The 19915-nt window shown below is 73.7% G+C and carries 18 protein-coding genes; 3 read left to right on the plus strand and 15 right to left on the minus strand.

Features of this window, described 5'->3' with window-relative positions; all coding sequences use genetic code 11:
* Positions 1 to 56 precede the first annotated feature (56 nt).
* From argG to ACZ6Q9_RS20045, 3 genes are all read right to left on the minus strand, one after another.
* Complete coding sequence (gene argG / locus ACZ6Q9_RS20035; RefSeq protein ID WP_357699264.1) at positions 57 to 1508, minus strand: argininosuccinate synthase; 1452 nt, start codon at positions 1506 to 1508, stop codon at positions 57 to 59.
* Positions 1509 to 1595: 87 nt separating this feature from the next.
* Entirely contained in the window at positions 1596 to 2417 is an 822-nt protein-coding gene (locus tag ACZ6Q9_RS20040; protein ID WP_396827321.1) for a TrmH family RNA methyltransferase, read from the minus strand.
* 126 nt (positions 2418 to 2543) lie between these two features.
* On the minus strand, positions 2544 to 3107 hold the full coding sequence (locus tag ACZ6Q9_RS20045; protein WP_396827323.1) for a dihydrofolate reductase family protein: 564 nt from the start codon (positions 3105 to 3107) through the stop codon (positions 2544 to 2546).
* Positions 3108 to 3256: 149 nt separating this feature from the next.
* On the opposite strand from ACZ6Q9_RS20045, the gene ACZ6Q9_RS20050 reads away from it, so the two are divergent.
* The gene (locus ACZ6Q9_RS20050; protein WP_396827575.1) at positions 3257 to 3874 is read left to right on the plus strand and encodes a dTMP kinase; all 618 of its coding nucleotides are present in this window, start codon (positions 3257 to 3259) and stop codon (positions 3872 to 3874) included.
* Positions 3875 to 4225: 351 nt separating this feature from the next.
* On the opposite strand, the gene ACZ6Q9_RS20055 is transcribed toward ACZ6Q9_RS20050, so the two are convergent.
* The 4 genes from ACZ6Q9_RS20055 to ACZ6Q9_RS20070 form a co-directional block, all read right to left on the minus strand.
* Complete coding sequence (locus tag ACZ6Q9_RS20055) at positions 4226 to 6439, minus strand: transglycosylase domain-containing protein (RefSeq protein WP_393268058.1); 2214 nt, start codon at positions 6437 to 6439, stop codon at positions 4226 to 4228.
* Between the two features lie 177 nt (positions 6440 to 6616).
* On the minus strand, positions 6617 to 7420 hold the full coding sequence (locus ACZ6Q9_RS20060) for a hypothetical protein (protein WP_396827326.1): 804 nt from the start codon (positions 7418 to 7420) through the stop codon (positions 6617 to 6619).
* 148 nt (positions 7421 to 7568) lie between these two features.
* The gene (locus ACZ6Q9_RS20065) at positions 7569 to 8675 is read right to left on the minus strand and encodes an SPFH domain-containing protein (protein WP_357458993.1); all 1107 of its coding nucleotides are present in this window, start codon (positions 8673 to 8675) and stop codon (positions 7569 to 7571) included.
* Between the two features lie 4 nt (positions 8676 to 8679).
* Positions 8680 to 9153 (minus strand): NfeD family protein, encoded by a 474-nt coding sequence (locus ACZ6Q9_RS20070; protein WP_393458143.1) that lies wholly within the window; start codon positions 9151 to 9153, stop codon positions 8680 to 8682.
* Between the two features lie 105 nt (positions 9154 to 9258).
* On the opposite strand from ACZ6Q9_RS20070, the gene ACZ6Q9_RS20075 reads away from it, so the two are divergent.
* Positions 9259 to 10575: a serine hydrolase domain-containing protein gene (locus tag ACZ6Q9_RS20075; protein WP_393268052.1), complete on the plus strand. Its 1317-nt coding sequence runs from the start codon at positions 9259 to 9261 to the stop codon at positions 10573 to 10575.
* Between the two features lie 24 nt (positions 10576 to 10599).
* Here the strand turns inward: ACZ6Q9_RS20075 and ACZ6Q9_RS20080 are convergent, their stop codons facing one another.
* Positions 10600 to 11412, minus strand: a complete 813-nt coding sequence (locus ACZ6Q9_RS20080) for a DUF3097 domain-containing protein (RefSeq protein ID WP_393268050.1) — start codon at positions 11410 to 11412, stop codon at positions 10600 to 10602.
* 199 nt (positions 11413 to 11611) lie between these two features.
* On the opposite strand from ACZ6Q9_RS20080, the gene ACZ6Q9_RS20085 reads away from it, so the two are divergent.
* Complete coding sequence (locus tag ACZ6Q9_RS20085) at positions 11612 to 12406, plus strand: hypothetical protein (RefSeq protein WP_396827329.1); 795 nt, start codon at positions 11612 to 11614, stop codon at positions 12404 to 12406.
* A gap of 76 nt (positions 12407 to 12482) precedes the next feature.
* Here ACZ6Q9_RS20085 and ACZ6Q9_RS20090 read toward each other — a convergent pair whose 3' ends face one another.
* The 7 genes from ACZ6Q9_RS20090 to ACZ6Q9_RS20120 form a co-directional block, all read right to left on the minus strand.
* Positions 12483 to 13262 (minus strand): HAD-IIA family hydrolase, encoded by a 780-nt coding sequence (locus tag ACZ6Q9_RS20090; RefSeq protein ID WP_393268047.1) that lies wholly within the window; start codon positions 13260 to 13262, stop codon positions 12483 to 12485.
* Positions 13263 to 13385: 123 nt separating this feature from the next.
* On the minus strand, positions 13386 to 14444 hold the full coding sequence (locus ACZ6Q9_RS20095; protein ID WP_396827331.1) for a ferrochelatase: 1059 nt from the start codon (positions 14442 to 14444) through the stop codon (positions 13386 to 13388).
* Positions 14445 to 14557: 113 nt separating this feature from the next.
* Positions 14558 to 15325, minus strand: coding sequence for an enoyl-ACP reductase FabI (gene fabI, locus ACZ6Q9_RS20100; protein ID WP_393268043.1), 768 nt, complete (start codon positions 15323 to 15325; stop codon positions 14558 to 14560).
* Between the two features lie 35 nt (positions 15326 to 15360).
* Positions 15361 to 16065: a beta-ketoacyl-ACP reductase gene (locus ACZ6Q9_RS20105; protein ID WP_350711402.1), complete on the minus strand. Its 705-nt coding sequence runs from the start codon at positions 16063 to 16065 to the stop codon at positions 15361 to 15363.
* A gap of 760 nt (positions 16066 to 16825) precedes the next feature.
* The gene (locus ACZ6Q9_RS20110; RefSeq protein ID WP_357699294.1) at positions 16826 to 17776 is read right to left on the minus strand and encodes a VWA domain-containing protein; all 951 of its coding nucleotides are present in this window, start codon (positions 17774 to 17776) and stop codon (positions 16826 to 16828) included.
* Entirely contained in the window at positions 17773 to 18777 is a 1005-nt protein-coding gene (locus ACZ6Q9_RS20115) for a DUF58 domain-containing protein (RefSeq protein ID WP_393458137.1), read from the minus strand. The genes ACZ6Q9_RS20110 and ACZ6Q9_RS20115 overlap by 4 nt, the downstream gene beginning before the upstream one ends.
* A complete protein-coding gene (locus ACZ6Q9_RS20120) occupies positions 18756 to 19862 on the minus strand; it encodes an AAA family ATPase (RefSeq protein ID WP_350684013.1) in 1107 nt (368 codons plus the stop codon). The genes ACZ6Q9_RS20115 and ACZ6Q9_RS20120 overlap by 22 nt, the downstream gene beginning before the upstream one ends.
* Between the last annotated feature and the right edge of the window lie 53 nt (positions 19863 to 19915).

The following is a 19915-nucleotide window of genomic DNA, read 5'->3' on the forward strand; positions in this document are numbered from 1 at the left end:
GGCGACACGCTACCGTCCGTGACCTCGATTCTCGACCGCCCGCCGAACGCAAGGGCTCAGTCGACGCCGAGCTCCATCGCGGCGCGGTCGAGTGCCTCGTCGGCGGCGGAGGAGACGCCCCGGGAGGCGATGGCTTCCGCGCCGCCCTGCGGCATCGCACCGATCAGCCCGGTCGACGCCGCCTGCGCGGCGCCGACCATCCGCTGGGGGGTCGCGCCGCCGACCATGCCGAGGGTGGCGTACTGCTCCAGCTTCGCCCGCGAGTCGGCGATGTCCAGGTTGCGCATGGTGAGCTGGCCGATCCGGTCCGACGGGCCGAACGCCGAGTCCTCGGTACGCTCCATCGACAGCTTGTCCGGGTGGTAGCTGAACGCCGGGCCGGTGGTGTCCAGGATCGAGTAGTCCTCGCCCCGGCGCAGCCGCAACGTCACCTCGCCGGTGACCGCCGTGCCGACCCAGCGCTGCAACGACTCGCGCAGCATCAGCGCCTGCGGGTCCAGCCAGCGCCCCTCGTACATCAGCCGACCGAGGCGGCGGCCCTCATTGTGGTAGTTCGCCAGGGTGTCCTCGTTGTGGATGGCGTTGACCAGCCGTTCGTACGCGGCATGCAGCAGCGCCATGCCGGGCGCCTCGTAGATGCCCCGGCTCTTGGCCTCGATGATGCGGTTCTCGATCTGGTCCGACATGCCCAGGCCGTGCCGGCCGCCGATGGCGTTGGCCTCCAGCACCAGGTCGACGGGGCTGCCGAACTCCTTGCCGTTGATCGTCACCGGGCGGCCCTGGTCGAAGCCGATCGTGACGTCCTCGGTCGGGATCTCCACCGACGGGTCCCAGAACCGGACGCCCATGATCGGGTTGACCGTCTCGATGCCCGTGTCGAGGTGTTCGAGGGTCTTCGCCTCGTGCGTGGCGCCCCAGATGTTGGCGTCGGTGGAGTATGCCTTCTCGGTGCTGTCCCGGTACGGCAGGCCGCGTTCGAGCAGCCACTCCGACATCTCCTTACGCCCACCCAGTTCGGTGACGAAGTCGGTGTCGAGCCACGGCTTGTAGATGCGCAGCTGCGGGTTGGCCAGCAGGCCGTACCGGTAGAACCGCTCGATGTCGTTGCCCTTGAAGGTCGAGCCGTCGCCCCAGATCTGGACGTCGTCGGAGATCATCGCCCGCACCAGCAGGGTCCCGGTCACGGCCCGACCCAGCGGGGTGGTGTTGAAGTACGCCCGCCCGCCCGAGCGGATGTGGAAAGCCCCGCAGGTCAACGCTGCCAGGCCCTCCTCGACCAGGGCGGCGCGGCAGTCGACCAGTCGGGCGACCTCGGCGCCGTAGCTGAGCGCGCGACCGGGCACCGAGGCGATGTCGGGCTCGTCGTACTGGCCGATGTCGGCGGTGTAGGCGCAGGGAACGGCGCCCTTGTCGCGCATCCACGCGACCGCTACCGAGGTGTCGAGGCCGCCGGAGAAGGCGATGCCGACACGTTCGCCGATGGGGAGGGAGGTGAGAACCTTGGACACGAGGATGATTATTCAGTATTGCGCATGACCATGCAAGCGGACGTGATCGGCGGTGCTGGTGGAGACCTCAGGTCGACCCTGCGGGGGCTACCCGTCGCCGAATGGTGGATCGGCGCGACCCAGTTCCCAGAACGCCACCGCCGCGGCAGCGGCGACGTTCAACGAGTCCACCCCGCGCCGCATCGGGATGACCACCCGCACGTCGCTGGCGGACTGGGCCGCCACGGTGAGGCCGGGGCCCTCGGCTCCCAGCAGCAGCGCCGCCCGCTCGCGCTGCGGCGGAGTCAGCCGCTGGATCGGTACGGCGTCCGGAGCCGGCGTCATGGCGAGCACGGTGAAGCCCGCCTTCCGCACCTGCTCCAAGCCCGCCGGCCAGCGCTCGATCCTGGCGTACGGCACCGCGAAGACCTCCCCCATGCTGACCCGCACGCTGCGCCGGTACAGGGGATCGGCGCAGGACGGCGACAGCAGCGCCGCGTCGATGCCGAGCGCCGCGGCCCCCCTGAAGACCGCACCCAGATTGGTGTGGTTGTTGACGTCTTCCAGGACGACCACCCGGCGGGCGGCGGCGAGCACCTCGGCGGCGGCCGGCAGGGGCTTGCGCCGGAACGACGCCAGGACCCCCCGGTGCACGTGGAAGCCGGTGGCCCGTTGCAGCACGTCCGGGGTGGCCGCGTAGACGGGGGTGTCGCCGGTGTCCAGGTCGGCGAGCTGGTCGACCCGCTTGGCGTCCACCAGGTACGACCTGGCCGGGTAGCCGGCCCGCAGCGCCCGGCGCAGCACCAGCTCCCCCTCGGCGATGAACAGGCCGTGGGGTGGCTCCCAGCGGGTGCGCAGCTCGACGTCGGTCAGCGCGCGGTAGTCGGCGATCCGCTCGTCGTCGGGGTCGGTGATCTGGTGGATGGGCACTCGCACGATTCTGCCGGACGCGCGGACGACGTCCCCGGACCCGTCCCACCGGAACGGCCGGCGGAGTTCTGTCCGGAGAAGAATCGCGACCGGAGGCGGATCGACGGAAGGACCAGCAGGCCGGCGTCAGCCGGCCCGGTGGTACCGCAGCAGCACGGACCGGCCGTCGAAGGTCCGCGACTCCACGAGACGGAGGTTCAGCCGCTCGGTGACCGAGAAGACCGGCTTGCCGCCGCCGAGCACCACCGGGTGCACGAAGATCTGGTACTCGTCGATCAGGCCGAGTTCGGTCAGCGCGGCGGCGGCGTCGGCACCGCCGTTGAGCAGCAGGTCGCCGCCTGACTGCTCCTTGAGCGCGGTGACCTCCTTGCCGAGGTCGCCGCCGCCGACCACCTGGGCGCCGTGGTCGGCCTCGGTGAGCGTGCGCGAGACCACCACCTTCGGCGTCCGCCGCCAGATGGGCACGAAGGCGAGGTCGTGTGGGTGGTCGGAGATCGACTCCGCCTGCGGCCAGTAGGCGGCCATGAACTCCCAGACCTTGCGGCCGTAGAGGAAGGCGCCGGAGCGGTCGCACTGCTCCAGCGAGTACGCGGACAGCTCCGGACCCATCTCCGGCCAGTCGAACTCGCCGTTCGGCCCTTCGATGCACCCGTCGAGCGACTGGTGCACCCCGTAGACGATCTTCCGCATGACTGTTCCTCCTGGCGTCGGACGCCCGTCGTGGGCGTTCTCGCCAGGTGGTCGGAGCGGCGTCGCCGGATCCGACAGCTCCGGCCGAATTTCTCCAGGATTCTTTCGCCGGGTTGCCCGCCGCCGCTAACGTGCCGCTCGTGCGCCCGATGATCATCGCCCTGGTCGGCATCGACGGGGCCGGGAAGACCACCCAGGCGAAGGCGCTGGCCGGCCGGCTCCGCGCGGCGGGAGTGCCGGCCACCTACTTCGAGAACGCCGGCGGCCGGCCGCTGTGGAACCGACTCGCTCGCGCCCTGGGCCGCCGGGACGGCCCGCACCTGTTCGGCCGCACCGGCTATGCGGCGCTGGAGGCGACCGTACGCTGGCTCGCGATCGCCCGGGCGGTGCTGGTGTCCCGGCTGACGGGCCGGACGGCGGTGATGGACCGGTGGTCCTGGTGCCAGTACGTGGTGATGCGGGTCCGCCGCGACCGGGGCGGGGGGCTGGTCCGCCTGGCGTACGGGATCTTCCCGCCGCCGAGCCTGGTCTGCTTCCTGGCGGTCTCGCCCGAGCGGGCGCAGCAGCGGGTGCTGGCCCGGGGCATCGACACCGAGGAGCTGCCCTACCTGCGCGAGTTGGACGCCGGCTACCGGGAGCTGCCGGAGTTCGGCACTTTCACCGTCGTCGACGCGGACGGCGGGCCGGCCGAGGTCCGCGCCGCCCTCGACCGGGTGGTGCGCACGGTCCTCGACCCGGCGGTGCGGACCGTCGCCCGCTCCGACTGACCGCCCCGTCCCCGGTCGAGTGGTGGCCGACTGGTGGGCGACTGGTGGGCGGCACCAGGGCCGGCTCGGTCATCGGCATCATGGCCGGCCGACAGTCCCGGTCGTGGCCCTGTCGAGCTGCCCCACAGATGGGGCAGACGGCACCGGCGAAGCGTCATCGGAGCCGGCCGGCGCGCCGAAGCCGTGCGGCCGCCGGGGTGGTCCCATGGGTGGGGCAGCTCGACAGGGTGTTCCGGGTGTCTACCGGGAGAGACGGCAGCCGACGCCCACACCGGCGTGCGGGCCGCCGTCGACCGCGCGGGCGCACGTAGCGGGCGTCAACCCGCGACGCACGTGGGTGGCGTGGGGGGGTCAGCCGCGACCCTGGAGCCAGCGCCGCAGGTCGGAGAGGCGCTGCTCGTCGGGGGGCCGCCGCTCGCCGGTGGGCTGTCGTTCCTCGGCCGGGCGGCGCTCCACCGGGCGGCGCGGGTCGCCGACCAGCTCGCGGCTGGGGGCCGCGAAGGTCTTCTCCGGCTGCCCGTCGACGGCGGTGGCGATGACCCGGGCGACCGCGTCGATCACCTTGGCCTGCACCGCGGCGCCCACCGAGTCGGTCGGGTCGTCCGGGTTGGCGGCGATGCCGGCGACCGCCACCTGCGGGGTGAAGCCGACGAACGTCTCCGTGGCGTTCCGCTCCGAGCTTCCGGTCTTGCCGGCGACCGGGCGGCCGTCGAGGATCCGGTTCACCGAGGTGGCCGTGCCGCCGTTGCACTGCCCGAACGCGGACTGCTGGCCCACCGGGCAGCGGGCCGCGTCGGTGGCGGCCCGGGCCACGTCGGCGTCGAGCACCCGGCGGCAGGACGGGTCGCCGACCGGCACCCGCTCGCCGTCGGGGCTGGTCACCGAGACCACCGGCAGCGGCGTGCAGTACGTCCCCTCGGCGGCCACGGTGGCGTACGCGTTGGCCAGGTCGAGCGGCGTGGTGGCGGCCACGCCGAGGGTGAAGGAGCCCCAGTTGGCGGCGTCCTCCTCGGCGAAGGCGGCGTCGGCGTCGGCCCGGAAGGTGATGCCGAGGCGTTGCGCCATCTCCACCACCTTCTCCTGCCCGACCTGCTCGGCGAGCCAGACGAAGTACGTGTTCACCGAGCGGCCGAAGCCGTCCCACATCATCCGGTACCCGTCCATCCACTCGGGGTTGGCGTTGGCCGGGCACCACCGGCCCTCGCAGCTCCCCTCGCCCTCGGCCGCGTACCGGGTGGGCAGCCGGCTGGGCGCGTCGAAGCCGGTCGCGAGGGGCTTGCCGGCCTCCAGCGCGGCGAGCATGGTGAACAGCTTGAACGTCGAGCCGGCCTGGTATCCGTCGACGCTGTCGCCGCCGGAGATCAGCGGGTTGACGGTGTTCGGGTGGTTGGGCTGCCCGTCCGGGTTCGCGTCGAGGCTGTAGTGCCGGTTGACCGCCATGGCGAGGACCCGGCCGGTGCCCGGCTCGACGGCGGCGATGGGCAGGGCGCGCTTGTTGCCGTACCCGTAGACACTGGTGGCCTGCTTCTGCGCGGTGGCCTGGACCTGCGGGTCCAGCGAGGTCACCACGGTGTAGCCGCCCCGGCGCAGCGCCTGCTCGCGCTCCTCGACGCTCTCGCCGAACGCCGGCTGGGCGAGCCACCACTGCCGCAGGTAGTCGCAGAAGAAGCCCCAGTCGTCGTGGCCCTCGGCGACGGCGGTGCAGCCGTTGGGCTGCGCGGTGGGCTTGAGGGTCAGCTTCTCGGCCTTGGCCCGCGCCGCCTGGTCGGCGGTGATCGCCCCGGTCTCGACCATCGCGTCCAGCACGTAGCCGCGGCGCTCCAGCGCGGCGTCCGCGTCGCCGTCGATCGGGCTGTACGCCTCCGGCGACTGCACCAGGCCGGCGAGCAGGGCCGCCTCGCCGAGGGTCAGGTCCGCCGGGGCCTTGGCGAAGTAGCGCTGGCTGGCCGCCGCGATGCCGTACGCCCCGGAGCCGAAGTACGCGATGTTCAGGTAGCGGTTGAGGATCTCGTCCTTGCTCAGGCGCTGCTCCAACGCCGTGGCGTACCGGATCTCCTGGATCTTGCGCCCGACGGTCTGCTCGGTGGCCGCGGCGCGCTCCTCGGCCGTGCGGCCCGGATCGGTCTTGAGCACGTTGCGGACGTACTGCATGGTCAGCGTCGAGCCGCCCTGCGCGGTGCCACCGCCGGACACGTTCGCCACCAGCGCCCGGAGCAGGCCGCGCAGGTCGGCGCCGCTGTGGTCGTAGAACCGCCGGTCCTCGGCCGCGACGATCGCCTGCCGCATCACCGGGGCGATCTCGTCCAGCCCGACGTCCGTGCGGTTGACGTCGTAGAACGTGGTGATGAGCGTCTTGCCGTCGTTGGCGTAGAGGTAGGAGCGTTGTGGTGTGGCCGGGGTGCGCAGCGCCTCGGGCAGCGCGGCGTACGAACCCAGGGCCGCCTTGGCGCCCAACCCGAGCAGCAGGTTGCCCGGCAGCGCGGCGACCGCCAGGACGAGGCCGGCGAGCACGCCGGCGAGCAGCACGGTGAACAGCCGCGACAGCGGCGAGCGGGGTGGGGCCATGGTCCCCAGGATTGCCATGAAAGCCGCCAACCGACCACCCTCGCGGCCCTCCTGTCAGCAACTTCACCGCCCGCTGCCAGGGACTTCCCATCCCAGCGGCCCCGGCGTCCCCCGCCGCCCCACGCGTCCCGCCGGCCGGCGCCGCGCCGGGCCGGCCAGGGCGGCCGGCGAGGGGGCTCAGCCGGTGGCCAGCGGGCCGTTCGGGCCCGGGCCGGTCGGCGCGGCGGTGGCGAGGCTGGCGCTGGCGGCGTCGCGCGCGATGTCCCGGGGCACCAGGCGCCCGGAGCGGTAGGCGATGCCGATGCCGGCGATCAGCACGAAGATCGCACCGAAGGTCTGCAACGAGCCGATCAACGCGCCGCCGAGGCCCAGCAGCGGGGCGGCGATCATCAGCATCGTGCCGTCGCCGATGCTGAACGCCCCGGACCGAGCCACCGACCACCCGGTCAGCAGCCAGCCCAGGGTGTAGCAGGTGGCGCCGACGAGCACGAGCCCGCGGGCGGTGGTGCCGAAGACCGGGGTCTGCTCCGCCAGGCCCGCGAAGGGCAGCATGAGCACCGTGCCGGCGATGGACACCAGCAGGCCGGCGACGGCGATCCGGCGGCTGCGCGTCGCGGCCAGCAGCCCGGTCAGCGCCAGCAGGGCGAGCAGCCCGAGCCACACCGACGCCACCCAGCCCACCAGGTAGAGCGGCCGGCCGTCGGCCGGGTACGGGTCGTTGCCCACCCCGCCGTCGCTGGCCATCGCCACGACGCCGTAGAGCACGGCGTACGCGGGGAGCAGCCACACCGCGGCCCGGGCGAACCGGCGCAGCGACCAGGCCCAGCTGGCGTTGGTGGCCGGCCCGGCCGGCGTCGGCTCCCCGACGAACGGCAGCACCCCGAACCCCCCGCCGGTACGCCGGCTGCCGAGCGGCGCGGTGGGGTCGTGCGCGCCCGGGACCGGGGCCGAGGACCACACCCGCTTCGCCGGATCCTTCATGCGTCACCTCGCTCGTCCGCGAGCGGTGCGGGACGCGCCGGGGCGCCCCGATGCCTGGTCACCACCCGTCCTAGAACCGATGGTGGCAGGCGCCGGAGCGCCCCATGAGCACTTCTCGTATTTCTCCGGGCTCGTCGGCCCGCGCCACTCAGCCCCGTTCGCGCTGGTCGGCCGGGTCGTTCAGCAGGCTCGCCGGCGAGACCGGCTCCGGCGCCGGCAGCCCCTGCGGCTTGCCGCCGGTGGCCTGCGCCTCGGCGACGCGTACCTCGTCGTGGATCTGCTGGGCGGCGGCCGCCGCGGCCTGCGCCGCCGCGGCCGCCTCGCGCTCCACCTCGCTCGCGCCGTCGGCCGCCTCCGGCGCCGGCTCGTCGCCGACCATCCGGCTCAGCCCGCCGAGCGCGCCGCCCATCCCCTCGAGGGCCTTGGTCAGCTCGGCCGGGACGATCCAGACCTTGTTCGCGGTGCCGTTGGCGATCTGCGGCAGCGCCTGGAGGTACTGGTAGGCGAGCACCTTCTGGCTCGGGTTGGCCTGGTGGATCGCGTCGAACACCGTCCGGATCGCCTTGGCCTGGCCCTCGGCCTGGAGGATCCGCGCCTGCCGGTCACCGTCGGCGCGCAGCACCGCGGCCTGCTTCTCGCCCTCGGCGGTGAGGATCTGCGACTGCTTGTGCCCCTCGGCGTTCAGGATCGCCGCCCGGCGGTCCCGCTCGGCGCGCATCTGCTTCTCCATCGAGTCCCGGATGCTCGGCGGCGGCTCGATGGCCTTGATCTCCACCCGGGTGACCTTGATGCCCCACCGGCCGGTGGTCTCGTCCAGCACGCCGGAGAGGTGCCGGTTGATCTCCTCGCGGCTGGTCAGCGCCCGCTCCAGGTCCAGCGAGCCGATGACGTTGCGCAGCGTCGTGACGGTGAGCTGCTCGATGGCCTGGAGGAAGTTCGAGATCTCGTACGTGGCGCGGACCGAGTCGACGACCTTGAAGTAGAGCACCGTGTCGATCGAGACCACCAGGTTGTCGGAGGTGATCACCGGTTGCGGCGGGAAGCTGACCACCTGCTCACGCATGTCGACCTTGGTGCGGACCGCGTCGATGAACGGGACCAGGAGGTTCAGCCCCGGGTTCAGGGTGCGCTTGTACCGACCCAGCCGCTCGACCACGTCCTGGCGCTGCTGGGGCACGATCCGCACCGCCTTGGCCAGGGTGATCACCCCGATCAGCGCCACGGCCATCAACAGGACCGGGATCACGAGTTCCATGTACTCACCTTTTCGCTTCGGGTAGCTCGTCGGAGGGGGAAACGTCGTCCCGCCAGACCAGGGCGGTGGCGCCCCGGACCTGGATCACCTGCACCCGCTCACCGGGGGCGAAGACCTGGCTGGCGTCGTAGGACCGGGCCTGCCACAGCTCGCCGTCGATCTTGACCATGCCCTGCCCGACGTCGATCCGCTCCAGCACCAGCGCCGTGCTGCCCTCGATCGCCTCCACGCCGAACGGCTGCTCGCCGCTCTCCAGGGCGGAGCGTCGGTGCTTGCGCAGCGTCGGGCGTACGCCCAGCACCGTCAGCGCCGACACCCCGGCGAAGACGATCGCCTGCACGCCCACCGGCGCGCCGAGCGCCGCGGCGCCGGCGGCGGCGAAGGCCCCGGCCGCGAACATGATCAGGAACAGCGTCGTCGTGAAGATCTCGGCGACCGCCAGCACCACACCCAGCACGATCCACAGCACGGCGTCCACCCCACGATCGTGACACGACAATGCACGCGCGGCCCACCCGCGAAGATCAGTAAGCTCGGCGGCACGTCAGCGGCCCGCCCCACCGGGCCCGGAGGGAGGAGCCCCGTGTCCCTGCTGCCCGACACCGCCCGCCACGTCGACACTCTCGTCGCCGAGGCGCAGTCCGCCGGTCGGACGCCGTCCCTGGTGATCGGCGTGGTACGCGACGGCGCGCTGGCACACCTCGCCACCGCCGGCGAGCACCCGCGCCCGGATGGCGACCTGCAATACCGGCTCGGGTCGATCAGCAAGACCATGACCGCGACCCTGGTCATGCAGGAGCGCGACGCCGGCCGGCTGGCCCTGGACGACCCGCTGGAGAAGCATCTGCCCGGCACCGCCGTCGGCACGCTCACGCTGCGGCAACTGCTCGGCCACGCCAGCGGCCTGCAGCGCGAGCCGGAGGGGCCGTGGTGGGAACGCGCCGAGGGCGTCGACCTGGAGACCCTGGTGGCCGGGGTGACCGCCGAGAAGATCGCCTACCCCGCGCACCGGTCCTACCACTACTCCAACCTGGCGTACGGGCTGCTCGGCGGGGCGCTGGAGCGGATCACCGGCACGCCGTGGGCCGAACTGCTCCGCCAGCGCGTCCTGGCGCCGCTCGGCATGCGCCGGACGACGTACGCGGCGACCGAGCCGTTCGCCCGCGGCTACGTGGTACACCCGTGGCACGACACGCTGCGGGAGGAGCCGCGTACCGACACCGGGGCGATGGCCCCGGCCGGGCAGCTCTGGTCGACCGCCGAGGACCTGGCCCGGTGGGCGGCCTTCCTGGCCGACCCGGCGCCGGAGGTGCTGGCGGCGGAGACGCTGACCGAGATGTGCGCCCCCGTGGTGATCAGCGACCTGGACTCGTGGACCGGCGGGCACGGCCTGGGGCTGGAGCTCTACCGGCAGGGCGAGCGGGTGTACGTGGGGCACGGCGGCTCGATGCCCGGCTACGTGGCGGCCCTGACCGTGCACCGCCCGTCCCGCACGGCCGTGATCGGCTTCGCCAACTCGTACGGCTTCCGCACCGACGGGATCGGCGGGCTCGCGCAGCGGATCCTCACCGCCGTGCTGGACGCCGAGCCGGCGCTGCCGCGGCCCTGGCGGCCGAGTGCCGCCGCGCCGCCCGCCGGAACCGCCGAGATCGCCGGCCGCTGGTGGTGGATGGGGGTGCCCCTCGACCTGACCTGGGACGCCGCCACGGGTGGCCTGATGGCGCACGTGCGCGGGGAACGGATGAGCTGTTTCGCCCCGGAGGGACCGGACCGCTGGCGGGGCCGCTCCGGCCCGGAGAACGGCGAGATCCTCTCCGTGCTGCGCGACGAGGCGGGGCGGGCGGTGGCGCTGGACATCGCCACCTTCGTCTTCACCCGCACCCCCGACCAGGAGCCCTGACCCCGGCCCCGGCCGCAACCACGCTCAGGCGGGCTCGGTGACGAAGTCGATCAGGCGTTCCATCGCGTTGATCAGCGGGGTCTCCACGTCGGCGAAGCTGTCCACCCGGGACAGGATGTGCCGCCACATGTCGGCCGGCTCGGCGACCCCGAGCGCGGCGCAGACCCCCTCCTTCCACGGCTGCCCCGGCGGCACCACGGGCCACGCCCGGATGCCCAGCGCCGCCGGCTTGACCGCCTGCCACACGTCGACGTACGGGTGGCCGGTGACCAGCACGTGCGGCGAGGTCACCTTCGCCACGATCCGGCTCTCCTTGGAGCCGGGGACCAGGTGGTCGACCAGCACGCCGAGGCGGCGACCCGGGCCGGGGGCGAACGCGCGCACCTCGGCGTCGAGGGCGTCGATGCCGTCCAGCGGCTCCACCACCACGCCCTCGATCCGCAGGTCGTCGCCCCAGATGCGCTCGACCAGGGCCGCGTCGTGGATGCCCTCCACCCAGATCCGGCTGGCCTTGGCGACCTGGGCGCGGACCCCGTCCACGGCGATCGAGCCGGAGGCGGTGCGCCGGCGGGCCGCCGGGACGGGGGCGCGGCTCGGCCGGCGCAGCGTCACCGGCTCCCCGTCGAGCAGGAACGCCGCCGGCAGCAGCGGGAAGTTGCGCCGCCGGCCGTGCCGGTCCTCCAGCACCACCGCGCCGGCCTCGAAGCCGACCACCGCGCCGCAGAAGCCGGAGTCGGCGTCCTCGACCACGAGGTCCGGTTCGGCGTCCACCTCGGGGGTGACCTTCCGTCGCCGCCAGTCCCCCGCCAGCACGTCGTCCGCATACCGCCGCCCCATGAGAGATCACGCTAACCGCCCGCCTCCACGCCCGCACCCGACACGCCGCGACGCCCCCGGCACGCCGACCGTGCCGTCGTGGCGCCCGCACACGCCGCGCGGTTCGGCGTTCCGCCCACACCACCACATGATCGACAGGCGGGGGGCGGGCGGAGCGGCAGTCGAGACAGGGGCGGCGATGACCACGTACCCTTTCGGCATGTCCACCCCCGCAGCGGGCGCGGCCACTCTCGCGCCGCGCCGGTCCAGCCGGTTCGTTGCCTGGGTGCGCGCGTGGCGCGCCGGGCTGGTGCCCTTCGACGAGGTCGCCGACGCCATCGCCGGCGACGAGGAGCACCTGGTCGCGGACGCGCCCGGCACCTGGACCGACGTCCCGCTGCCGCAGGCGCTGCCCACCCTGGCGAAGCTCTCGCCGGACGAGATCCGCCTGGTGCTGCCCGCACCGGGCGATCCGCGCGGGCTGCCCGGCCCGGGCGACTTCGCCGGCGCGGCGCTGCTGGCCGGCGAGGCGGTCGTCGCGGGCAGCCTCGGTCTGATCCCGCACGTGCGCACGCACACGTCCGGCTCCGGCGACACCTTCGAGACGGTGCTCTGGCGGGTCTACCCGCTGCCGGCCAACGCTCCGGCCGCGTCGCTCGCGCTGCCCGGCGCGGCCGAGGCCGAGGCGGAACTGGCGGCGGCCCTGCACCACACCACCGCCGCGCTGACCCGGCTGGACGTCGCCCAGTGGCGACCCGAGCTGGCCGGGGCACTGGAGGAGCTGCGCCGACCCAACGGCGCCACCGACCTGCCGCCCGGGTTCGACCCGCGGGCCCGGCGGCTCTTCGCCCGGGCCGCCGTGCTCGACCGGGTGCTCGCCCTGGCCGGGCACGCCGCGCCCGGCGGCGCGATCAACAACTACGAGGCCCAGCAGCGCGACGCCGCGCTGCGCCCGCTGACCGCCGCCTGCCGACAGGCCCTGGTGGCCGCCTGCAACGCCCCGCTGCGCCCCTGACGGCGGGCGGGCGTACCGCCGCGGGCGGGGGGCCGGTGTCGGGCGCGCGGCGGCCGGGCCGCGCGGCGCCCGCGCGTCAGACCTCGTCGACCAGGTCGGCCACCGAGTTGACGATCCGCGACGGACGGTACGGGTAGCGCTCCGCCTCGGCGCGGCTGCTGATCCCGGTCAGCACCAGGATCGTCTCCAGGCCGGCTTCCAGCCCGCAGAGGATGTCGGTGTCCATCCGGTCGCCGATCATGGCTGTCGTCTCGGAGTGCGCGTTGATCGTGTTCAGCGCCGAGCGCATCATCATCGGGTTGGGCTTGCCGACGAAGTACGGCTCCACCCCCGTCGCCTTCGAGATCATCGCGGCGACCGAACCGGCGGCCGGCAGCGCGCCCTCCACCGACGGCCCGGTCACGTCGGGGTTCGTGCAGATGAACCGGGCCCCGTCGTTGATCAGCCGGACGGCCTTGGTGATCGCCTCGAAGCTGTAGGTACGGGTCTCCCCCAGCACCACGTAGTCCGGCGCGTAGTCGGTCAGCACGTAGCCCACCGCGTGCAGCGCCGTGGTCAGCCCGGCCTCCCCGATCACGTACGCGGTGCCGCTCGGCCGCTGGTCGGCCAGGAACTGGGCGGTGGCCAGCGCGGACGACCAGATGGCGTGCTCGGGCACGTCGAGGCCCATCCGGCTCAGCCGGGCCTGCAGGTCCCGCGGCGTGTAGATCGAGTTGTTCGTGAGCACCAGGAACGGCTTGCCCGAGGCGCGCAGCCGGGAGACGAACTCCGGCGCGCCGGGCACGGGCTGACCCTCGTGCACCAGCACGCCGTCCATGTCGGTCAGCCAGCTCTCCACCGGCTTGCGGTCCTGCATCGTCACTCGTTCCAGGGGTGTCGGGGGCGCCGGCGGAGCCGGCGCGGCGGTCAGGAGTCGGGATTCGGGGGTCGGGTCGGCGGCCGTCACGAGTCGGGCCGCCGAGGGCGGGCCCGGCGGCGGTCAGGAGCCGGGCCGCCCCGGGGCCGGGGCGACGGGGCGGCGGGCGGGGACGCAGCACACCGTCGGGCAGGTGTCCCACATCGGCAGGTCACCGAGGCGGCGGCGCAGGGCCACCCCGTCCGGCTCGGTCCGCTCCCGGACCAGCTCGCGGACCATCGCCACGAACCGCGGGTCCGTGCCCGGGGTGGCGGCCCGGACGAAGTCCAGGCCGAGCTGCCTGGCCGTCTGGCGCGCCTCGGTGTCCAGGTCCCACACCACCTCGAGGTGGTCGGAGACGAACCCGATCGGGCTGACCACCACGCCGGTGGTGCCGGCCTCGGCCAGCGTGCCCAGGTGGTCGTTCACGTCCGGCTCCAACCACGGCACGTGCGGCGGGCCGGAGCGGCTCTGCCAGACCAGGTCCCAGGGCAGGTCCGGGGCGGCCGCCGCGTGCACCAGCCGGGCCACCTCGGCGAGCTGCGCCTCGTACCGGCCGCCGTGGGGGCCTGCGGTGGCGGCCATCGAGTTCGGGATCGAGTGGGCGGTGAACACCAGCCGGGTGCTGTCCCGCTTCGCCGGGTCGAGCTGCGCCAGCGCCGCCCGTACCGCGTCGACGTGCGGCTCGACGAACCCGGGATGGTCCCAGAACTGGCGGATCTTGTCGATCAGCGGGGCGTCCGGGCCGACCGCCGCCCGGGCGGCGGCGATGTCGTCCTGGTACTGACGGCAGGAGGAGTAGCCGCCGAGGGCGCTGGTGACGAACGCCAGGGCGTGCCGGACGCCGTCGTCGCGCATCCGCGCCACGGTGTCGGCGAGCATCGGATCCCAGTTCCGGTTGCCCCAGTAGACGGGCAGGTCGACGCCGTGGGCGGCGAAGTCCTCCCGGATCGCCGCGAGCAGCTCGCGGCACTGCTGGTTGATCGGGGAAACGCCGCCGAAGTGCTGGTAGTGCTCGGCGACCTCCGCCAGCCGTTCCGGCGGCACGCCCCGCCCCCGGGTCACGTTCTGCAGGAACGGCATCACGTCCTCGGGCCGCTCCGGCCCGCCGAAGGACACCAGGACCACCGCGTCGTACGCCATGGTGCCATTCTTCCCCGTCGGCCGCGCCCGCCGGGCAAGGCCCCCTCGCCCCGGCGGTTAGGAAGGGCCCCCTGCTATGCAGAATGCGATTGCAGGGGGCCCTTCCTTACACCTCAGGCGCCGATGGCGTGGTAGCCGCCGTCGACGTGGACGATCTCGCCGGTGGTGGCCGGGAACCAGTCGGACAGCAGCGCCAGGCAGGCCCGGGCGGCCGGCTCCTGGTCGGTGAGGCTCCAGCCCAGCGGCGCGCGCTCGGTCCAGGCGTTTTCAAACTGCTCGAAGCCCGGGATCGACTTGGCAGCGATGGTGCGCAGCGGCCCGGCGGCGACCAGGTTGCTGCGGATGCCCTGCTTGCCTAGGTGCAGCGCCAGGTAGCGGGAGGCCGACTCCAGCCCGGCCTTGGCCACGCCCATCCAGTCGTAGACGGGCCACGCCTTGGTCGCGTCGAAGGTCAGGCCGACGACCGCGCCGCCGGCGGACATCAGCGGCAGCGCCGCCATGGCCAGCGACTTGTAGGAGTACGTGGAGACCTGCAGCGCGGTCGCCACGTCCTCCCACGGCGCGTCGAGGAAGCCGCCGCCGAGGCAGCTCTGCGGGGCGAAGCCGATCGAGTGCACCACCCCGTCGAGGCCGTCGACGTGCTCGCGCACCCGGTCGGCGAGCCCCGCGAGGTGCTCGGCGTTGGCCACGTCCAACTCGATCACCGGCGCCGGCTCGGGCAGCCGCTTGGCGATCCGCTCGACCAGGGACAGCCGGCCGTAGCCGGTGAGCACGACCTGCGCCCCGTTCTCCTGGGCGAGCTTCGCCACCGAGAAGGCGATCGAGGCGTCGGTGATGACGCCGGTGACGAGCAGCCGCTTACCGGCGAGCAGTCCGGACATGCAGGGATTCCTCCGTAGTTCTTCAGTGACCGCTGTCAGTGGCCCATGCCGAGGCCGCCGTCGACGGGGATGACGGCGCCGGAGATGTAGCCAGCGGCGTCCCCGGCCAGCCAGGTGACCGCGCCCGCGACCTCGTCCGGCTGCGCGAAGCGGCCGGCGGGGATGACCTTGCGGTACTCGGTCTTGCGGTCCTCGGGCAGCGCGGCGGTCATGTCGGTCTCGACGTAGCCGGGCGCGACGACGTTGGCGGTGATGTTGCGGCTGCCCAGCTCGCGGGTGATGGAGCGGGCCACGCCGACCAGTCCGGCCTTGCTCGCCGCGTAGTTGACCTGGCCGGGGCCGCCGTAGAGGCCGACCACCGAGGAGATGAAGATCATTCGGCCCCACTTCGCGCGGAGCATCTTGGTCGAGGCGCGCTTGGCGCACCGGAACGCGCCGGTCAGGTTGGTGTCCAGCACGCGGGTGAACTGCTCCTCCGACATGCGCATCAGCAGCGTGTCGTCGGTGATGCCGGCGTTGGCGACCAGCACCTCGACCGGCCCCAACTCGGCCTCGATGGCGGTGAAGGCCGCGTCGACCGAGTCGGAGTCGGTGACGTCGCAGCGCACCCCGAACAGCCCCTCGGGGGCGTCGCCGCTGCGGTGGGTCACCGCCACCCGGTCGCCCTGCTTGGCGAAGGCCTGCGCGATCGCCAGGCCGATCCCCCGGTTGCCGCCGGTCACCAGGACGGTACGGGCCACGGGTCCCCCCTCTGCTCAGTGATCTCCCGGTCGGTCGGAGCCTAGGCGTTACCGACAGGTAAGCGCTAACGGCGGGCACGTCAGACCGGGTCACGACGCACGGATCGCCCGTTCCCGGGCGCGTCGCGCCGGGGGCTGCCGGGAGCGGGTCCGCCCGGTGGACCCTTGTGGGCGGACCGCCCGCGGACACTCGCCGCCCCACGCGCGAGGGCGGCGACAGCGGCGGCCCGAGCCGGGCGGGCGGTCGACCGGAGCCGATGGGCCGAGTGCGGCAACGGACGCCGGCCGGTGTACGATCATCGGCGTTTGCGGGCCGATCGCGGCCCGCGTTCCGGGCCCCGCCGACCACAGGAGGTGATCGCTGTGCGAGATAGCGATCCTCCCAGTCGTGGCCGGGCCGTCCGTCAGCCCCGCTGAGCCACGACTCAGCAGGTGAGCTGACCCAGCTCCGCTCCCCGCACCCGCCCGGTCCCCGGCCCCGCGCCGGGTGACCGCGCCGTGCCGCCCGCCACCCGGGCGGCCCGCCGGGAGCCGCCCCCCGGTCACGACTTCTGTGTGCGCGTCCTGATCCACCCCTGCGGTTCGCTTCCGCTCGCGGACCGTCCAGTCGCCACCCGGAGCCGTCCATGAGCCGCTACGTCGCCCCGCTGGGCTTCACCCTCGCCGCCGTCTGGGTGGCCGTCATCTTCGTCCTCGCCGGCCACTGACATTCGGGACGCCGGCGGTGGGCGTCGACCGCCCGCCGCCGGCGTCCCGGGTGTCAGAGCATGCGGGAGGACCACAGCAGGCTGAGCGCGCCGGCGCACAGCGCCAGCAGCAGGGCCACGCCCGCGTACCACTGGGTGACCTCGCGGGGCTCCGTCCGGAACCCGATCGAGCTGCCCATGTCCTGGTAGACCTGCTTCAACTCGGTCACCGAGGCCGCCTCGTAGAAGTAGCCCTCCGTGGCCTCGGCCAGATCGGCCAGGGCCAGCCGGTCCACCGGCACCCGCTGCAACTGCCCGCCGATGTCCACCTGCCCCGAGTCGGTGCCGAAGGCGATCGTGGAGACCGGCACGTTGGCCGCCTGCGCCGCCGAGGCCGCCTCCTCCACCGACCGCCCCGAGGTGCGGTAGCCGTCGGAGAGCAGCACGATGCGGGCCGGCGGGATCTCCGCCGCGCCGTCGGCCGGCACCGACCGGATCGCCTCCAGGCAGGTGAAGACCGCCTCCCCGGTCGCCGTCGCCTCGGCCAGCACCAGCCCGTCGATCGCGCTGGTCACCGCCTCCCGGTCCTTGGTCGGCGGCACCAGCACGTTCGCCGCCTTGGCGAACGAGACCAGCCCCAGGTTGTAGCTCTCCGGCAGCTCGCCGACGAACTGCTTGGCCGCCTCCTGCGCCGCCTCCAGCCGGTTCGGCGCCACGTCGTCGGCCTGCATGGACAGCGACACGTCGATGGCCAGCATCACGGTGGCCCGCTCCAGCGGCTCCCGGGTGTCGACCGCCGGCCGGGCCAACGCGGTCGCCAGCACCAGCAGGCAGAGCAGGAACGCGGTCGCCGGCACGTGCCGACGCCAGCCCAGCCCCTTTGGCGCCAGGGTGCGCAGCAGGTCCACGTTGGTGAACCGCATCGCGTACGCCCGGCGGTTGCGCTGCCGCCAGACGTAGAGCGCGGCGAGGGCCAGCACCGGCAGCACGGCCAGCAGCCACCACGGTTGCAGAAAACGGATCATCGTGTCGTCCCCCTGGTGCGGGCGTGCCGCTGCGCGGCCACGAAGCGCACCATGTCGAGCAGCCAGTCTCGGTCCGTACGCAGTCGCAGGTGGGCCGCGCCCGCGCCGCGCAGCGCGGCGGAGATCTCCGCCCGCTGGGCGGCAGCCGCCTCGGCGTAGCGGTGCCGCAGCAGCGGGTCGGCGGTCTGCACCTCGTGCAGCCCGCCGGTCTCCGGGTCGACCACCGGCAGCACCCCGACGTCGGGCAGCTCCAGCTCCCGGGGGTCGACCACCTCGATCGCCAGCAGGTCGTGCCGTATGCGCAGTTTGCGCAGCGGCCGGGCCCAGCGGTCGGTCGGGGCGAGGAAGTCGGAGATGACCACCGCCACCCCACGCCGCCGGGGCGGCCGGTTGAGCATGTCGACCAGCGTGCCCAGGTCGCTGCGCCCCGGGCGGATCTCGGTGCCGGCGACCGCCCGCAGCAACGCCTGGGCCTCCTTGCGGCCGGAGCGGGCGGGCACCCGGGTGAACACGTCCGGACCGGGGACCGGCGGCGCGCTCCGCCACCGGCGCGCCGGGGCGCTCGTGCCGCCGCCGCTGCCGATCACGGCGCCGATCCGGTTGCCGCCGCGCACGGTCAGGTGGGTCAGCGCCGCCGCGGCCGCCACCACGACGTCGCGCTTGAGCCACCGGCCGGTGCCGAAGTCCAGGCTGGCCGAGAGGTCCACCGCCAGCCACGTCTCCAGTTCGCGGTCGGCCACCGTACGCCGGACGTGCGGCATCGTCGTGCGGGCGGTGACCGGCCAGTCCATCCGGCGTACGTCGTCGCCGGGGCGGTACTCGCGGGACTCCCCCGCCTCGCTGCCGGGGCCGGGCAGCAGGCCGGCGTAGTCGCCCTGGAGCAGGCCGTCGAGTTTGCGGGTGACCAGCAGTTGCAGCCGCGACAGGACGGCTTCGGTGCGGTCCGAGGGGATGTCGGCGGGCCGCCGGACGGGTGAGGTCACGGCCGCTGCCCGGGCCAACCGGCGCCCGGCGGCGCGGCGGTCGGCGTCGGTGTGGCCTGCTGACGGGGCGCGACCGAGGGCAGCGGAATGGTGGACATCACCCGGTGCACGACGTGGTCGGCGGGCACGTCGTCGGCGAGCGCGTCGTAGCTGAGCACCAGCCGGTGGCGCAGGATGTCCGGCGCGATGTCCTGCACGTCCTGCGGCAGGGCGTAGTCCCGGCCCCGCAGCAGCGCCAGCGCGCGGGTCGCCCGGACCAGGCCGAGCGAGGCGCGCGGGCTGGCGCCGTACTGGATGAGCTGGGCGACGTCCGGCATCCCGTGCTCCGCCGGGGCACGCGTGGCCAGCACCAGCCGGACCGCGTAGTCGACCAGGGCGTTGTGCACGAAGACCTGGTCCGCCTTGTGCTGGAGGGCGACCAGGTCGGCGGTGGTGAACACCGGCGCCGGCTCCGGCGGGGCGACGCCCATCCGGTAGACGATCTCCCGCTCCTCGGCGTCGGTCGGGTAGCCGACGAGGATCTTCATCAGGAAGCGGTCCCGCTGCGCCTCGGGCAGTGGATAGACCCCCTCCTGCTCGATCGGGTTCTGCGTCGCCATCACCAGGAACGGGTTGGGCACCCGGTGCGTCTCGCCGCCGATCGAGACCTGCCGTTCGCTCATCACCTCCAGCAGCGCCGACTGCACCTTGGCCGGCGCCCGGTTGATCTCGTCGGCAAGCAGGAAGTTGACGAAGACCGGGCCCAGCTCGACGTCGAACTTCTCGCTCGACTGCCGGTAGATGCGGGTGCCCATGATGTCGGCCGGCACCAGGTCCGGGGTGAACTGCACCCGGGCGAAGGAGCCGCCGACGACCCTGGCGAGCGTCTCCACGGCGAGCGTCTTGGCCACCCCCGGGACGCCCTCCAGCAGGCAGTGGCCCCGGGCGAGCAGCGCGACGAACATCCGCTCCACCATCCGGTCCTGCCCGACGATCACCCGCTTGATCTCGAACAGCGCCCGCTCCAGCAGGGTCGCGTCCTCGGCCGGCGTGGTCACCGGCGCGGGTGTCTGCGGGCCCGTCCCGTTGGGCGTCGGGGCGTCGGGCGTGGTCGGCTGGGCCACCGGTCCTCCACAGCATGATCGGTTGTCGTGCGGCGTGGTGCGTGTCAAGACTC

It is taken from the genome of Micromonospora sp. NPDC049139 (assembly GCF_055586845.1).

Bases quoted from the DNA above. Each gene is read 5' to 3' on its own strand.
- ACZ6Q9_RS20045 (WP_396827323.1), bottom strand. From the start codon at position 3,107: ATGCGGAAGATCGTCTACGGGGTGCACCAGTCGCTCGACGGGTGCATC.
- ACZ6Q9_RS20050 (WP_396827575.1), top strand. From the start codon at position 3,257: ATGATCATCGCCCTGGTCGGCATCGACGGGGCCGGGAAGACCACCCAG.
- ACZ6Q9_RS20055 (WP_393268058.1), bottom strand. From the start codon at position 6,439: ATGGCCCCACCCCGCTCGCCGCTGTCGCGGCTGTTCACCGTGCTGCTC.
- ACZ6Q9_RS20060 (WP_396827326.1), bottom strand. From the start codon at position 7,420: ATGAAGGATCCGGCGAAGCGGGTGTGGTCCTCGGCCCCGGTCCCGGGC.
- ACZ6Q9_RS20065 (WP_357458993.1), bottom strand. From the start codon at position 8,675: ATGGAACTCGTGATCCCGGTCCTGTTGATGGCCGTGGCGCTGATCGGG.
- ACZ6Q9_RS20080 (WP_393268050.1), bottom strand. From the start codon at position 11,412: ATGGGGCGGCGGTATGCGGACGACGTGCTGGCGGGGGACTGGCGGCGA.
- ACZ6Q9_RS20085 (WP_396827329.1), top strand. From the start codon at position 11,612: ATGTCCACCCCCGCAGCGGGCGCGGCCACTCTCGCGCCGCGCCGGTCC.
- ACZ6Q9_RS20090 (WP_393268047.1), bottom strand. From the start codon at position 13,262: ATGCAGGACCGCAAGCCGGTGGAGAGCTGGCTGACCGACATGGACGGC.
- ACZ6Q9_RS20095 (WP_396827331.1), bottom strand. From the start codon at position 14,444: ATGGCGTACGACGCGGTGGTCCTGGTGTCCTTCGGCGGGCCGGAGCGG.
- fabI (WP_393268043.1), bottom strand. From the start codon at position 15,325: ATGTCCGGACTGCTCGCCGGTAAGCGGCTGCTCGTCACCGGCGTCATC.
- ACZ6Q9_RS20110 (WP_357699294.1), bottom strand. From the start codon at position 17,776: ATGATCCGTTTTCTGCAACCGTGGTGGCTGCTGGCCGTGCTGCCGGTG.